This is a genomic window from Arthrobacter sp. 05L417, assembly GCF_056397865.1.
Genome location: NZ_JBFTOG010000017.1, coordinates 54,643 through 69,863, shown reverse-complemented (window position 1 = coordinate 69,863; position 15,221 = coordinate 54,643). Strand labels below are relative to the sequence as shown.

Below are 15,221 nucleotides of genomic sequence, written 5' to 3'. Positions count from 1 at the left end.
TCAGCCTCCCAGTCCATAGTCGTCGTCACTCTGCTGCTGCCCGGTCTCGTAGCTCGGCGTCCAGGCCGGGCGACGGCCGCCCACGCCGACGGCGTGTGCCGAGCGCCGGCTGGCACCGCGCGCCCTGGCGGCCCCGTCCCCGGTCTGCGCGAGCACGTCACGCTTGAGGACCGAGGCATCCACCGCGGCCTCCGCGGAGTCCAGGCCGTCCAGCCCGTCGAGGCCGTGCGCCGCGAACGCGTCGAGCTCGCGCGCCGCCGCGGCCCGGGCACGGCGGGTGCCCGCTGAGGCGAACTGCTCGTTCTTCTCGCCGTCGAAGACGCTCTCGCGATTCTTCGCAGCCTGCACCAGCGCCTCGAAGTCGCCGCCGTAGGCCATACGGTCCATCACCGTGCCCGCCAGGGACGGGTCCTCCTCGAGGTTGCGCACCAGGCCCGACTTCGGGTCCTCCAGCGCGCGGGCGACACGGGCGACGCAGTCCGGGTTGACCGAAACGTTGAACCCGTCCTTGGCCTCGTAGAACTCAACGAACTGGGCCTCCCACTCCTCGGCCGTGGCCTGGACAGCCTCGCCGTCGGCGAACTCGGGACGCCACTGGCCGGGGCCGGTGTGCTCAAGCTTGCGGCCGCGCCACAGATCGCGCCCGGGACCCTGCAGCATCTCGTACTTGTGCCGGGCCTCCGCAGCGTCGTGCTTGGCCTGCAGGATCGACTGGGTCACCGGATAGGTCACCTCAAGCACCGCCTTCAGGTCAGCGCCACGCAGGGCGCGCACCGCACGCTGGGAGAACGAGCCACCCAGTCCCGTGCCGTGGGCCTTGATCGCCGTGGCGAACATCGAGGCCTCCTGGTCCTCCTGCGTGATGCCCGGCGTGCCCTGCTCGTCGCCGAGGTTGCGGGCGTAGTCCCCGAGCTTCTTCTCGCTGCCCTTGGCCCCGGTCTCGACGCAGACTTCGCGCACGCTCTGCAAGTGCGCCTCGCGGCTGCTGAAGGTCAGCGCCGAGCCGAACTCGCCGCGCTGTGCCGAGCGATAGAGATCGCTGAGCTCCTCGACGAGGACCTCGTGGCCGGCGGCAACCTCGTGCGGATCGCTGACGAACCGCAGGCGGTTCGCCTCCTTGACGGCACTCTCAAGGCTCTCCGCCAGCTCCGGGCTCTTGGACAGCGCCACCTGGGTGTCCAGCGAGACCTGCATGGCCAGCGGGTGCGAGCCGTCGGCCTTCACCACGCCGGTGTCCAGGAGGTTCGCTCCGACCGAGAGCCTGGCCATCGCCTCGGCCTTGGCGGCCTCGCTGTGCAGCCTCACGACGGCGACCGCGTCACCGTCGAAGTCGCCGTCGAAGCACTGGTCCATCACCGGGTTGATCGCCGCGCCGGTGAGCCGGTCGTCGATCGCCACGCGCATGTAGCGCACGCCGGCGTCGCGCAGGACCGGGTCGCGCCAGACCAGCGCGTGATCGCCTTCGGCCAGGCCCAGCTGCTCGGCCTTGACCGAGCTCAGAGCGATCTGATCGATGTCCAGCCGAGGGTCGGCGGTCCAGACCATCGTGGCCGAGTCCGACAAGCGCGAGCTCATCAGCCCGGTCTTGAAGATGTTGTTCTTGCCGGTCAGCACGCGGTTCTGCACGTCCGTGGTGATCGCCTCGAAGGCACGCTGGGCCCGCGAGACAGACTCGCTCATGCCCCGGCGCACCTCGGCGCGCTTGTCCGGCGACAGGCCGTGGTCGTCCAGCTGCTCGGCCATGTACCGGTAGCGGCAGGCTTCGACGAAGACGTCCTGATAGCTACGCGTGTAGTCGTGCGTGACGGACGTGCCGTCGTCGAACTCCTGGCCGCTGCGCAGGTGCGAAGAGAGCACCGGCAGCTTCCACGAAGTCGCGCTGACCGTCTCGGTCAGCTGACTCGTCGGGTAGGTCAGCGGAAAGGGGATTTCCATGTCGCCGCCACGATCGCCGATCAGGTCGCCGAAGGACTTGCGCATGGCCGTGGTGTTCAGCCCCGGCGTCGCGCCTTCGCTGCGCGGCTGCGTGCGCATCAGCTCCGGCATCGGGATCAGACGGCGCTCGGGCCGCTCGTCGACACTCTCGGCCTGGCCCACGACACGCAGGGTGCCGTCGGCCTCCATGTCCAGTCCCGCCACCAGCAGATACTCGCGCAGGTTCGACTCGGCACCGGAGTTGTGGCCGTAGAACTCGCGCATGATCGCCGGGCAGTCCTGGGACTGCAGCGCCCAGGCCAGCTGCGAGGAGGCCTTGCGCCCCTTGCCGGCGCGCACCTGTTCGTCGTCGTAGATCTTGGTCTTCTCGTCGACAGCCATGTGGGTGACCACGAACCGCATCTCGCCCAACCCTCCGTCGACCGGCCCGGCATCGGGGCCCTGGACGGCCGGGCGGCGGATGTCGCCCACGGCACCACCCATCAGCTCGCGCGCCGATCCGGCGTTGCGGCGGGAGATCAGCGAGAACGGGCTCATCACCACGTCGATGCCCGGGTTCTCCCTGAACCAGGCCACCTCCTGCTCCAGGCCCTGGGCACGCGCCTCGTCCGGGTCCATGTGGCGGTCGACCACCAGAGAGACGACACCCTTGTTGCCGTGCAGATCGCTGATCTTGTCGCCCACGACGAGGTCGCGCAGCTGGCCACCGGCCCCGCGGATGCGATGCCGCTCGGAGAACTCCGTCGACACCACGATCGGGTCGTCGGCCGTCCAGCCGCCGAAGGTCATCAGAGCGGTGCCGGTCGGCTTCGTCACCTCGGAAGACTGCATGATCGTCGAGGCCGTCATCTGCTGGCGGTCGAACGGATCATAGCGCAGCGTCTCCAGCTCCGGCCGGCTCATCAGCGGGGCGCGGGAGCCGGTCACGGTCTCCGGGTCACCCGGCTCAATCGTGCCGTCGGGGCGCACGGCGGCGTCCTCGGTGAGGTAGCGCACGATGCCCTGGTTGGTCGCGCCGCCGGTCATCACCGGATCGAAGAAGCCGCCGGGAGCCGTCACATGGTTACGGTCGGTTCCCGTGAGCACCGTCATGTTCCGTCCACCGGTGAGCCGCCAGGCGTCGAAGACGTTGTCGTCGGCCGGGTCGGTGCGATCGCGTTCGGCGCGGTACTCAGCGTAGATCGTCGAGCCCTGCTTGATCTCGTTGGAGTAGCGCACGCGCTTGGCCTCGGTCTCGAGGATCGAGGCCGTCCACTCGTCCAGCCGTGCGGTGGCCTTGCCGGTGGCAGGGTCGACCTCATACGTCGTGGCCCGTTCGAGGAAGTCAACCGGGTGCTTGGTGCCGTAGAGCTGCGAGTACACCGCGTTCAGCGAGGCCGGCTCGCCGGTCCGGCTGCGGCCGGAGACGAGGTCACCGGCAAGCTGGTACTGGATGCGCTCGTGCATCAGCTGTTCGTAGCCGCGCAGCACCGTGCGCTCCTCGACCGACTTGGGGGCCTCGCCCGGGGTCTGGGCCTTGATCCGCGCCTCGTAGCCGGGGACGATCAGCGCGTTCTCGCCACTGGCGAAGCGCGTGACAATCTCCCCATGGCTGCCGACATCGAAGACCTGGCCGATCTCACCGGAGACCGGCGTGGCCTTGCCGTCACGACGCAGCTTTTCGGCGGTCCAGCTGATGACGCCCTGCGCGTCGACCAGGATCTCACCCGGCGTCGCGGCGTTGCGCTCGATGCTCTCCCGGACGGTCTGACCGATCCGGCGCATGAACTCCGAGGGATGCTCGGCGATGGGGGCGGCGGTGGCCGCATGGAAGGAGACGATCCGGTCCTTGAAGCGGGTCGCCTGGAAGCTGGTACCCATGAGCTCGGTGGGAGGCACCCCGCAGCGGCGCAGCGCCGAGGCAAGGTTGTCCAGGTTAGACCACTGGCCGGTCGGGCTGGTCATGTACTTGGCGACGCGGGCGGGGTCGAAGCGCTGGTCGAGCCACTCACCGTCGATCAGGTGCGGCTCGGCATCCCAGGTGCCGACCAGCTCGAACGGAACGTCATCAGCGTGCGCACGGACCTTGTCGGCGGCCGTGCCACCATAGACGAGGTTGCCCAGGTCCGGAAGCTCACCGGCCTGCAGCTCGCCGATCTCCTCCAGGCGCTCCTGGTACATCTCCTCGGTCGCGCCCGGACGCAGCAGCTCGCTGCGCGCTCCGGTGAGCACGTCCCAGTAAGAGCGCTGGATCGCCGCGACCTCGGGGTCAGAGGCATACTCCGGGGGCTCGATCTCGTCGAGCGCGCCCTCGGTGCGCTGCAGCTCAGACTCCGCGCGCAGGATCAGCTCCTCGACGCCCAGGGCGGCGCGCAGGTTCTCCCGCGCGGTGTCCACGGCCTCGCGACCGTAGGCCTCGGCCGGCTCTGCATCCAGGAAGAAGGTCGGCAGGGAGCGGTTCTTGGCATCCCGGCGCAGCATGACCTTGGACCCGGGGCGCGGGGCGCTCTCACCGGGGACGACATAGTCCGCGACGACGAACATGCTCTCGCGGTCGACGTGATAGCTGTCCGGCACGTCGATGAGGGAGCGGCCGCGGCCATGCTCGGGGTGGCTGGAGCCGACGACGCCGACCACCGTGCCGGGAAGATCCTCGCGTTCGATGGGCAGGCCTTGGGCAAAACGCAACAGCCGCACGGCGTCCTCGGAAGTCGGGGCGGGCACGGCCATGCCGCCGGGCACCCGGTGATTGGTGCTGTAGCGCAGCACCGTTCCGTTGTCGTAGATGCGCGCCCCGGCGTACTCGTCCTGGCGCGTGTCAGTGAGACGGATCTCCATGCCGGTCCCAGAGATCCGGGCCTTGATCTGCCCGGGCTCACGGTCGCGCAGGACCTCGTAGGCCACGCCCTGGGACTTCAGCTCCTCGAGCAGCGCCGCCGAGCGCGCCACCGCCCGCTGGGACATGAAACGGTTGCGGTCAACGCGGCCGGTCTGCGGGTCGCGTCCGCCGTCGATGACCCACTCGCGGACCTGGTCGTACTCCTGGCGGCTCATCTTGTCCATGAGCGCCGTGAGGCCTGCGGCGTCGTCGTTGGTCATGGCACGGCCGGCCTCGTACGGCTTACCGTCCTCGTCGAGCCGCCAGAGCGTCATGTTCCCGCGGCGCGGCTCAGACAAGGACTCCACCTCGCCGCCGGCGTTCTTCACGATCGTCTCGTCGGGAATGTACAGCAGCTCGGTACCTGCGCGCTTCACCGTCGCGCGCTCGGACCAGGCCGGGTCGTAAGGGCTGATCGGCAGCCGCGCCGAACGCGGGTCGATCTCCGCTCCGACGCCCGTGGCACGGGTGAACTCGCGCTGCAGCGTCTGGTAGCGCTCGTTGGCGGGGGAGTGGTCGCCGAACTGCGCCTCGTAGTCCGGGACGCGCTCGGAGAAGGCCGTGTCGATCGCAGTCAGACACGCGGTGACGCCGAGTCCGGGATCAGCCAGGGCGGTTCCGCGCTGGTTGAGGATCTGGTCGACCCGTGCACGGATGGCCTTCGCCTGGGAGATCGGAATGATCTCCCCGCTCTGCTCCCGGGCCTGCTCGACTGCCTTGTAGAGGACGTACTCGTAGAAGTACCGCCTCAGTCCGTGTGCCTTCTTCATTGCTACTCAGCCTCCTGTGGACGCTCGGGGACATAACTATGTATAGATCATACTCTGATGATTCGAATGGAGGCGATAGACGAGTCAGAAACGAGCCAAAAGACGAATGCGGGACAGTCGAATTGCATCGACTGTCCCGGCACGGAGCGAATAGACCCGCCGGCACTACCCCCGGGACTTCATCTCTACGGCCATGGCCCGGTCGAAAACCCCGTCGGCCAGGACCTCCCAGCTGGGCAGCGAGGCCAGGTACGTGTAAAAGGCGGCGTGCACCTTGACCGTGGCCAGCGACCGCAGATCCTCCTCGGTCACGTCCTGCTCGGCGAACACGCGCGAGCCCTCGTCGCTGATCTGGCCGTTGATCCTGCGGGCGGCGTCGGTGTAGGCATCGGAGCGGACCTGGCTGATGTAGGTCTTCGACCCGTCGGCGCTGCGCAGCCCGCCGTCCCCGCCGACTGAAAAGTGCTCGCGGTCCCGCTGCATCTCCACCAGCGCGGTCTTGTACGCCTCACCAATCTCAAGGTCCAGGGCCTTAACCTTCGCCGAGCCGTCGAGATTGATCAGCATCTCCTTGCTGACCGTGCCCTCGGCGTAGACGAGGCGCTTGTGGTCCTTCTGCGTCGCCTGGTGGGCAGCCACGGTCGCGGCCACCTCCACGTCCTCCAGGAACTCCTCGTCGTTGCCCAGCATCATGGCCTCGTAGTCGTCCGGGTCCACGACCACCGGGGCGTTGGGGTCGCCACTCTCGTCGGTGAAAACCATGCGCGTGATGACCTCCATGACCTCGTCCGAGTAGACGTCCGGGTCAAGGCGCTCGATGTCGATGTCCTTGTAGTCGTACGTCTCCTGGTAGAGCGTCTTGGCGTCGGCCGCCCTGACCGCCTGGGCCATGCGCTTGTCGAGCATCTTGACGAAGTCCGGCTGATTCATGCGCACGTCGAACTCCATCGCGGAGCTGAGCGTGGGGATCGTCTGCAGCGAGTACTCGTGCCCCGGGTGGGTGATCGTGTTGCCGAGCAGCTTGAATGACATCGGCAGGATCGTCTCGTTGCGGTTCCAGACCGGCGCGTCGCCGGCGCGCAGCACGATCGAGTTGCGCGGCGAGAGGAAGGCGAAATCGTTGTACTTGATCAGCGGCTCCTCCTCCGTCGACCAGGTGCGCGAAATCGCTCCGTCCGTCTTCCCGCCGACCACCTTGTCCAGGTTCTGCGTGATCTGCTTCGAGCTGGCGTGGGTACGGTGGGTCTTGCCGCTCATCTTCTCCAGCGTCTCGATCATCGAGTCGTCGGTCGACTTGAGGAAGACGATGTTGCTCGTGTTTCCCTGCACAATCTTGTCGACCGACTCGCCGTAGACGTCGCGCAACTGCTGCAGCGTCTGCAGGATGAGCGTGAACTGCTGCTCTTGGCCGAGGCCGATGGAGAGCATGGTCTCGAAGCCGGCGATGCCGTTGCCGTCGGACTGCAGGTTGCCGAGCTCGTCGAGCATGAACCGGGTGCGGTAGAGCGGCTTCTGGTTCGACTTGGTCATGTACGACTGGTCAAACGAGACGTCCACCAGCTGCTTGACCAGGATCAGGATCAGCTTGGCGTACTTCATCAGGTGCGGGGGAGTGACCAGGAAGACCGCCTTGGGCGACTCCGAGTACCGCGCCATCGTCTGCGTGATCGCACGCGCCCGGACCTCGACCTCCTCGGGGTGCCCGCCGCCGGAGAAGTCCAGCTTGCGGCTCGGGAAGGTCGTGTCGCCGGGCTGGAACGAGAGGATCTTCCCGTCGCGGGTGCCGCCCTCGTGCACCGGCCGCAGCTCGCGCAGCACGCCGTTCTTCACGATCTTCTTGCCGGTGACCGGCTCGACCACGAAGTGCCGGCCGTTGAGGGAGAGCTGGTAGCTCTTGCGGAAGTGGAAGTAGAAAGTGCGCACGAGCATGCCGCTCTGCGGGTTCTTCAGCTCCAGCTTCAGCCAGGCCTCGTCGCCGGGGAAGATTCCCTTGAAGTTGTAGCGCGCCCAGCCCACGCGGCCGACAATCTCCGAGTGCTCGAAGTCCTTGCCAAGGTTCTGGATGAACATCGGGTCCGCATACGCCGACCAGCTCGCCATCTGGCCGAGCAGGTGGTCGCGCTTCATGAAGTTCGGCGAGAACCGCACGCCCAGCCGCCGGGGGAAGGACAGGCCCGCCAGGTCAGTGTTCTGGCTCGGCTTACCCGAGGTCAGGGTCGAGATCGTCGGGTCGGTGAAGAAGCTCATGCCCGTGATCGCGATTCCGTAGACCGAGGACATCATCTTCTCCGCACCGGCCATGGCGACCAGGGCGTTGTGGGCGTTGCCGACGAGCGTGCGCATCGAGTTGCGCGGCAGGGCCTGGGTGGCGTTGAAGTAGAGCGTGAGCAGGTCCTGCTCGGCCTTGCCCTCCCATAGGAAATCCTTCTCAGCGACCTTGGCCTGCTCCTCGGCCAGGGCGTCCTCGTCCTCTTCGAACTCGCCGTTCTTGATGCGCTTCTCCAGCTCGGCAGCGGGGTTCTTCCACTTCTTCGAGGTCAGCTGCACGAAGAGCTGGTAGCAGTTGTACAGCGTGACCTTTCCCCACATGTCGTCCAGCCGCTGCTCCAGCGTGCCCGGGTCCATGCCGGTGGCTGCTGCGTACTCGCGCAGCTCACGCTCCTCCTCGAGGTAGTAGTCGATGAGACCGTAGGCGGCCCGTTTGAAGGCGTTGTTCGCCGCGTTCGGCCAGACCGGGTCCTCACCGCCGTCCAGCGGGAAGAAAACCTCGCCGATGTTCTCGATGTAGAGCGCGCACTTGGTCGAGTCGCCCTCGCGGGCGGCGTCGGCGGCCATGCCCAGCGGGTTGTAGATGTCGGTCTTCATCGCGTTGATCAGGTTGAACTGCACCGGCTCGAAGCCGCGCGTGACCAGCGGGATGTAGTTCTTGACGAGCAGCTCGCCCTTGGGGTCGTTGATGACCATGTTCGAGGGCTTCTTCTCCCTCGACCACATGTCGATCATCGGCTCGATGTAGGTCTGGCCCTTGCCCGCCCGGGTGATGGCCAGCACCATCGTGTTCACGGGAGCAGTGTCGACGATGTAGGCACCTGCAGGGCGCTGGACTTCGTACGCCGGGAACTCCCAGTCATCGGTGATCAGGTCCGACACCGTACGGTAGGGCCCGAGCTTGTCACGGTTCGCGCCCTGGAGCTTCGCAGGGTCCTTCGCCTCTTTGGCCTTGCGCCGGCTCTCCTCGGTCGGCGGGTTGTACGGGATCACCGTTGCGTCATACTTCCGGCGCAGCCGCTTGTCCCGGGGCAGGCCCGAGGCGTCGAAGAGCGCTTCGCCGAACTCCTCGTCGATCAGCGGCAGGGTCTCGACCAGCGGCTCGCCGTCGTCGCCGTCCATGACCTCACCCTTGTAGTAGACGATGTTGCCGTCCTGGTCAATCACGTCGGACTCTGCGCGCCGGGAGACCTTGACCGTGCCCAGCCCCTTCTTGCTGAGCATCATGTGACTGATCATGGAGCTGACCTGCACCTCCGAGTGCGCACCGGCGTCCGGGAACCAGTCGTAGTTCTGCTGGACCTCCTCCGGCAGCGCGATGTGCTGGTCGTTGCGGTGGTCGTTGATGTCCGTGTGGTCGACCGTCGCGTTGTGCTTGGCGACCTGGCGTCCGGTCCAGGTGGAGATCACGATCATGACCAGCGCGCCCGATCCCAGCGTCAGGAAGAGCTTGAACCCGGTGACGGACCCCAGCTGCCCGCCGACGTTCGTCGCCGTGGGCGTGGCCCCCTGGTCAGCCTTCGGGGCGTCCTGGGCGGCGCTGCCTGCGTGGGTCCACCACGCTGGCACCGGGACGTCCCTGAGATCCGGGTAGCACTTCGAGCCGATCTCGGGGTTACCCTTCTCGTTGACGGCGCGGTAGCACGTCATCGGGGCCCCGCCCTGGCCTGTCGTAGTGTCCTCCACGTAGTACGAGTCCGGCTTTCCGCTGCTGTTTCCGCCCAGGCCACCGCCCATCGTCGCCCCGAGCGTGAGCACTGCCGTAGCAATGACCGAGTACAGCACCCACGCCACGATCGCGACCAGCAGGCCAGCGACGCCGGCGAGCACGAGGCCCGACGTGTTCGACTTCTTGCTCAGCCGCTCGCCGCGGTCCAGCTGCTGGTCTTCATAGACGTCCCGGTTCGTCAGCGTCTCCTCCGGCCGACGCGCCGAGATCTTCTCCCAGCCGCTGGCCTTGGGCCGTGCCGCCCTGCGCTTGCTGCCTGCCATGGTTCTCCTTCCTGTTTCCGCGTGTGTCTGTGTGTCCTGCGCCTGTTGTGATCCGGAAGACGCCGACGGCGCACGGGGTGCGAGCCCCGTGCGCCCTCAGACCCCCGTTGATCTCCGAGTCGGATCAGCTGCCCATGGCCGCCCCGCCGATGAAGCCGGCGAGGCCGCCGAGCACGGGCAGCGCGACGATCAGGGCGATGAGCATCTTGTTGTAGCGGCTCTGGATCTCCGAAGCCCTTGCCAGCTCGCTGGCGTAGGACTCCTTGTCCGCAGCCATTTCCTCCAGCCGCGCCTCGTAACGGCGCTTGACCGAGTCCTCGACAACCTCCATCTGCTGCAGCAGGTCCGTGTTGCGCTGCGTGGCCGAGTCGGTCTTCTCCTTCTCGAGGGACAGGCTGTGCTGCCATTCCGTCTCGCGGGCCTGCATCTGGGTGATCGCGTCCTTGCGGTTGCGGTCGAGCTCGTCCTCCATCCGGCGGATGCGGTCGGCGTGCTCGTTGCGGATCGACTCCAGCAGCGCCTCCTGCTCGCGGCGCAGGACGCCGATCTCGTCGGTGGTGCGCTGGTGCTCTGCCAGAGCCTCGGCCTGGGCGATGTCCGCCTTGCGGTTGTCGTCGACGATCCGCTGGATCTCGGCCTTCCACTGCCCCAGACGCTGCTCCTCGGCCTCGAGGTAGGCCTTCTGCTTCTCGGCCAGGACCTCGAAGATCCGCGTAGTGCCGACCTGCATCTTCAGGGCGGCGTCGGAGCGGCGCACGCGCAGGATCTCCTGGCGGTCGTGCGAGTAGGAGTTCTCGAGCACCCGCTCGATCTCGGCGACGGCGTCGGCCTGCTCGCGCTCCATGCGGGAGCGGTTGCGCTCCTTGTACTGGATCTCCGCCTGGAGGGCGGCCTGCTCGGCGAGCTTCTTCGCCTGGGCCTCGTAGTCCTGGACGATCTCGGCCTTGCGGGTGCGGATCCGCTGTTCCTTCTCGGACTCCCGCTCGCGGTGCGCCGCCTCGGTGCCGTCCTTGAGTGCCTTGTAGCGCGAGCCCTCGCGGTCGGTGGCCACGTCACGGATGACCTGCTCGACGTGGGCCGACATGAGGTTCACGTACAGCGTGCGCAGTTCGTCCTCGTGCGCCCACCGCAGCTGGGCAAGGTCGGCGTTGGCCTGCCGGTTGAGCTGGGCGACCTGGTCGCCGAGCCATTCGGTCGCACCCTGCGGCACCTCGATCTGCACGACCGGCGCGCCGATGGCGAAGGTCGCATTGAACTCGTCCAGGCGCACGTCGAGGTCCAGGTCCTCGGAGAGGAAGCGGCGGGCGATGACCTCGCGCACCTGCTCCTGGTTCTCCAGCAGGACGGCTTCCTCCTCGGCCGGGGCGTACGCCGTATCGTCGGCGGTCACGGGACCGGACTCCTCGTCGAACTCGTCGAAGCCGGCCGTGCCGTCGAAGCCGGGCTCCCGCTCCACCGCAACCGGGGCCGCGTCCTCGTCTCCGAAGTCGACGGCTTCGTCGTCGAACACGGGCTCATCGCCCGCAGCGTCGAAGACGGGCTCGTCACCGGCACCCTCGCCCCCGCCGGGGATCGAGTCGAAGATCGGGTCACCCTCGTCGGCGGTATCCACGGCAGCAACAGCGTTCGCGTCCGCCGCGGGAAGGGTCCCGGGCTCGTCGGTGGTGACGCCGCTGTGCTCGCGCCAGGCCTGCGCTCCGACAGCCTCCTCGAGGCTCAGCGTGCCGGACGCGACCTCCTGGGCCTGCTTGAACGTGGCCTCGGCGACCAGGTCCACCAGCAGCTCGCCGCTGGGCTTCTGCCAGACGACGGCCCAGGAGTACTCCGCGCCAGCCAGGAGCGAGTACTCCTCCATGCGCGCAAGCGTCTCCGTGTTGGGGATGATGCCGAAGACCTCTTCGGCCAGCATCTCTGCCGTGGCGACGGTCTTGATCTGGTCGGAGTCAATGAGCTCGATGAGCGAGCCCTTCGCCTCGTCGCGGCCGTGCCGCTTGCTCAGCCCTCCGATGGACTCGGCGGCCAGCACGAGCATGACCCACGCCGTGCCGCTGGGGAAGACGAACTTCGCGTTCGACCGCAGCAGTTCGACTGCTGCGGGGATCGCCGTCTCCCTGACCACGGACGACAGCAGCTCGTCAGGCTTCTTCTTCCGATCCTTGTTCCGGCTTCCCGCAGCCGTGCCCAGAATGCCCATTGGTGTCGATCCCTTCGATGATGAAACGCAGTTCGCCTGGTTTATGAGTATCCTATCGCTTATGAGTCGATAGGTGCAATGATAAGCAATCCGACACGACGTCGAATGGCCCACAATGACCGCTGGCGCAGATCAGCGCACGACGCTCACCTCGATGCACGCATCGGAGGTGAGCATGTCCTTGTGGTCGCTCGCCAACTCACCGACGACGTCGATCCGGATCCGCCGCTCAGAGGGATGCTCGTTGATGAACGTCGCCACTCCGGTGGTGACCTCGTCGGTCATCTTCGCCACCGCGCCACGGGCACCGCCGGCATTGGAGTCGGTGTCGCCCTTGTCGTCAATGAGGTACTGCAGGACCCTCTGGTCGATGTCCACCCGCACGTTGTGCTTGATGAGGACCTCCTGCACCATGTGGCGCAGCTTGTTGCGCACGATCTTGCGCTGCGTGTCCTCAGAGAGCGGCTGGAACGGGACGATGGCGTCGATACGGCCCAACAGCTCGGGCGGGAAGCGGTTATCCGCCGAGGTCTCGGTGATCGAGCGGCGGATGAGCTTGTCGTACTTCAGCAGCTGCTCGCCCGAGCCCGTGTCGTCGGCCGCGTACTGCGCGATGGTCTTGTAAATCTCCGAGCCTGCGTTCGTCGTCATGACGATGTAGGTGTTCAGGAAGCTGACCTCGCGGTTGTTGTCGTCGGAGAGCCGGCCGTCGTCGAGCACCTGCAGCAGCAGGCGGGTGACCATCGCCGAGGCCTTTTCGACCTCGTCGAACAGCAGTACGGCGTGCGAGAGGTCCCAGACCCGCTTCGTCAGCTCGGAGCGGAACGGGTCCATCGAGGAGTCCTGGGCGTACTCGGACATGTCGAAGCGGATCAGGTGGCGCTGGTCGTCACCGAAGAGCAGCCGTGCCAGCTGCTTGGCAAGCTCGGTCTTACCCACGCCGGTCGACCCCGTGAACAGCAGCGAGGCCTCCGGCCGGCCCTTGTCGTTCAGGTCCGCGACCGACAGCTGCAGCCGCCGCGCGACCGCACGCGTGGCCAGGTCCTGGCTGAACACCTTCGAGTCCAGCTGCTCCTTGATCTTCGCGCCGTCGACCTTGAAGGCAACGTTGACGCCCAGGGACTCCTGGAGCACGTCCGAGAGCAGATCGCGGTCCAGCGCCCGCTTGGTGAGGCGGTGCCAGCCAACCATGCTGTCCAGCACCAGGATCGACTTGCGCGGCTGCGAGCTCGCCGGCATGTAGCGCTCGGTGTACTCATAGATCTGCCGGTAGATGTGATCGTCGTAGAACTGGTCGGCGACGTCGTAGTGCTCGGCCATGCCCTGCAGAATCCGGATCGTCGTCTCCTGGTCCGGCGGCGTCAGGTTGATGCGCTGCAGCCGTTCAACCAGCGGCTGATTCGGCGCAATGTGCCTGTGGAACTCGTCATAGGTCGTCGCGGCGATGATTCGGATGCCGCGTGCCCCGGAGGCCGCCAGCACCGGCTTGATCGCCTCAACCGCAGCGTCGGAAAGCTGGATGATCTGGTGGAACTCGTCGATGAACAGGACCAGCTCCTGCTTCTCGTCCGCCACGAAGTGCTCGGCCTCGTCGAAGAAGCCCTTGAGCATGGCGGCCATGCGGTCCGAGTCGCCGGCCTCGGAGATCATCCGGGACGGATCGACCTCGAGATAGAGCCGCTCGGCATCAGCGGCCATCGTGGCCTGGACGAGAGCGGTCTTACCCGTACCTGCCTCGGCCAGGAGCAGGGCGTTGCACAGCTCCGGCCTGCTCATCGAGGCCAGCAGCTGGAGCTTCTCGTGCTCGCGGCCGACGATCTCGCGCTCGGCCCTCTTGAGCGGGTCCGACAGCTTCGACAGGAGCGGATAGCCCTCATTCAGGTGCACTTCATGGAACATGCCGTGGAAGACCTCTCGCCAAGACTTGAATTCATCTGATAGATCAGTCGAAAGTCTATCATGGCACCATTCGGCTCGACTACGATAGGACAGTGAAAGGCCCCAGGACTCATATCCGGGGGTCTCTTGGCCATTCACTCCGTAGGGGTGCTGTCACAGCCCCTGCTGGCGGTCCTTCTGGGACGAAGCCCCATCCTGCTCGAACTGGTAGTCGTACCGCTCGCTCAGCGGCCTGCTGGACTCCCGGTCGCGCCGTGCCCGCTCGTTCGCCTCCCGCTGCTGACGCATCGAGGCACCCACGCGGTCGACCAGTGCGCGCCCGGCCTCGGCCCACATGTCCTTGCCCTCGTCCGGGGCCGTGATCTCGTCCAGGCCCAGCTCCAGCAGGCTCGTTCCGCTCAGTGGGCTGGGATCGTTCGTCGCCATAGCCTTCTCCTCCTCCGTGCCTGTCTCAGGCCCCGCGCTGCTGCTCGGTGCCCTCGGGCCCGCCCTGGCCCTCGAACTGATAGTCGTACCTCTCGCTGACCGGCTTCCGTCCCTGCGGCGAGGTGCCCGGCAGCTGCTCCTGAGCACCACGGCCGACAACCGAGCCCATCCGCCCGACCAGGTCCGCCCCGGCAGCGGAGCCCTGGGGGGCCTTCTGTCCGCCATGTCCGTCCAGCTCCGTGCGCAGCCCGCGGGCTGCACCCACGCCAGCTCCCCTGGCGGCGCTGGCGGCGACACCCCTGGTCGATGCACCGGACTGCTGGGCACGTTGGGCGTGGGCCGCGGCATCCTGCATGGCCTCGGTGCCGAGCCGCCTGGCTCCCTCGCGGAGGCCCGCGGACTGCACGGCCTGTCCGACCTTCGACCCGGCGGCCCGCTGGGTGAGCGGGACCTTCACCGGACCCTGAACCGTGCCGCCGGCATGGGCCTGCTTCGCCTGGGGCTGCTCCTGCCGGGACGATTCCGGCTTCGGCACATCCGCTGAAGTGATCATCCCCGGTGCCGGCTCAGCCTGCGGGCGCGGCCGCCGCTCGACCACGTTGGGGTTGAACCTCGAGCCCGGCTGGCCGGGAGCGGGGGAGGAGGGCACGCTGTATCGGGGACCCCGCACCGCGCCGAGGCCCGCCTGCGAGCTCGGGCCCCGCTGCTCTCCGGTATCGGGGGTGGCCCAGCGGATCGCCGCCAGCTGCTCGGGCGTGTACGACGTCGGGCGCTGGCCGTGCTCCGGTCGGCCCTGGGAACCTTTACTGAGATCTGCCATGATGATTCGCTCCTCTCTATGCGAAAGGCCCCCGGAGAGGTCTCTCCGGGGGCCTTTCAA

General features: G+C 67.2%; 6 protein-coding genes. All 6 read right to left on the bottom strand.

Annotation, left to right across the window (positions count from 1 at the left end):
• Entirely contained in the window at positions 1–5,562 is a 5,562-nt protein-coding gene (locus tag AC1DJW_RS13965; RefSeq protein ID WP_476901689.1) for a hypothetical protein, read from the bottom strand.
• 165 nt (positions 5,563–5,727) lie between these two features.
• Positions 5,728–9,822 (bottom strand): type IV secretory system conjugative DNA transfer family protein, encoded by a 4,095-nt coding sequence (locus tag AC1DJW_RS13960; protein ID WP_476901688.1) that lies wholly within the window; start codon positions 9,820–9,822, stop codon positions 5,728–5,730.
• Positions 9,823–9,946: 124 nt separating this feature from the next.
• Positions 9,947–12,016 carry a hypothetical protein gene (locus tag AC1DJW_RS13955; protein WP_476901687.1) on the bottom strand — a complete coding sequence of 690 codons (2,070 nt, stop codon included), beginning with the start codon at positions 12,014–12,016 and terminating at the stop codon, positions 9,947–9,949.
• A 132-nt stretch (positions 12,017–12,148) separates the two neighbouring features.
• Positions 12,149–13,915: an AAA family ATPase gene (locus AC1DJW_RS13950; RefSeq protein WP_476901686.1), complete on the bottom strand. Its 1,767-nt coding sequence runs from the start codon at positions 13,913–13,915 to the stop codon at positions 12,149–12,151.
• 153 nt (positions 13,916–14,068) lie between these two features.
• The gene (locus AC1DJW_RS13945; RefSeq protein ID WP_476901685.1) at positions 14,069–14,341 is read right to left on the bottom strand and encodes a hypothetical protein; all 273 of its coding nucleotides are present in this window, start codon (positions 14,339–14,341) and stop codon (positions 14,069–14,071) included.
• Positions 14,342–14,366: 25 nt separating this feature from the next.
• Positions 14,367–15,161, bottom strand: a complete 795-nt coding sequence (locus AC1DJW_RS13940; protein ID WP_476901684.1) for a hypothetical protein — start codon at positions 15,159–15,161, stop codon at positions 14,367–14,369.
• Positions 15,162–15,221: the final 60 nt, after the last annotated feature.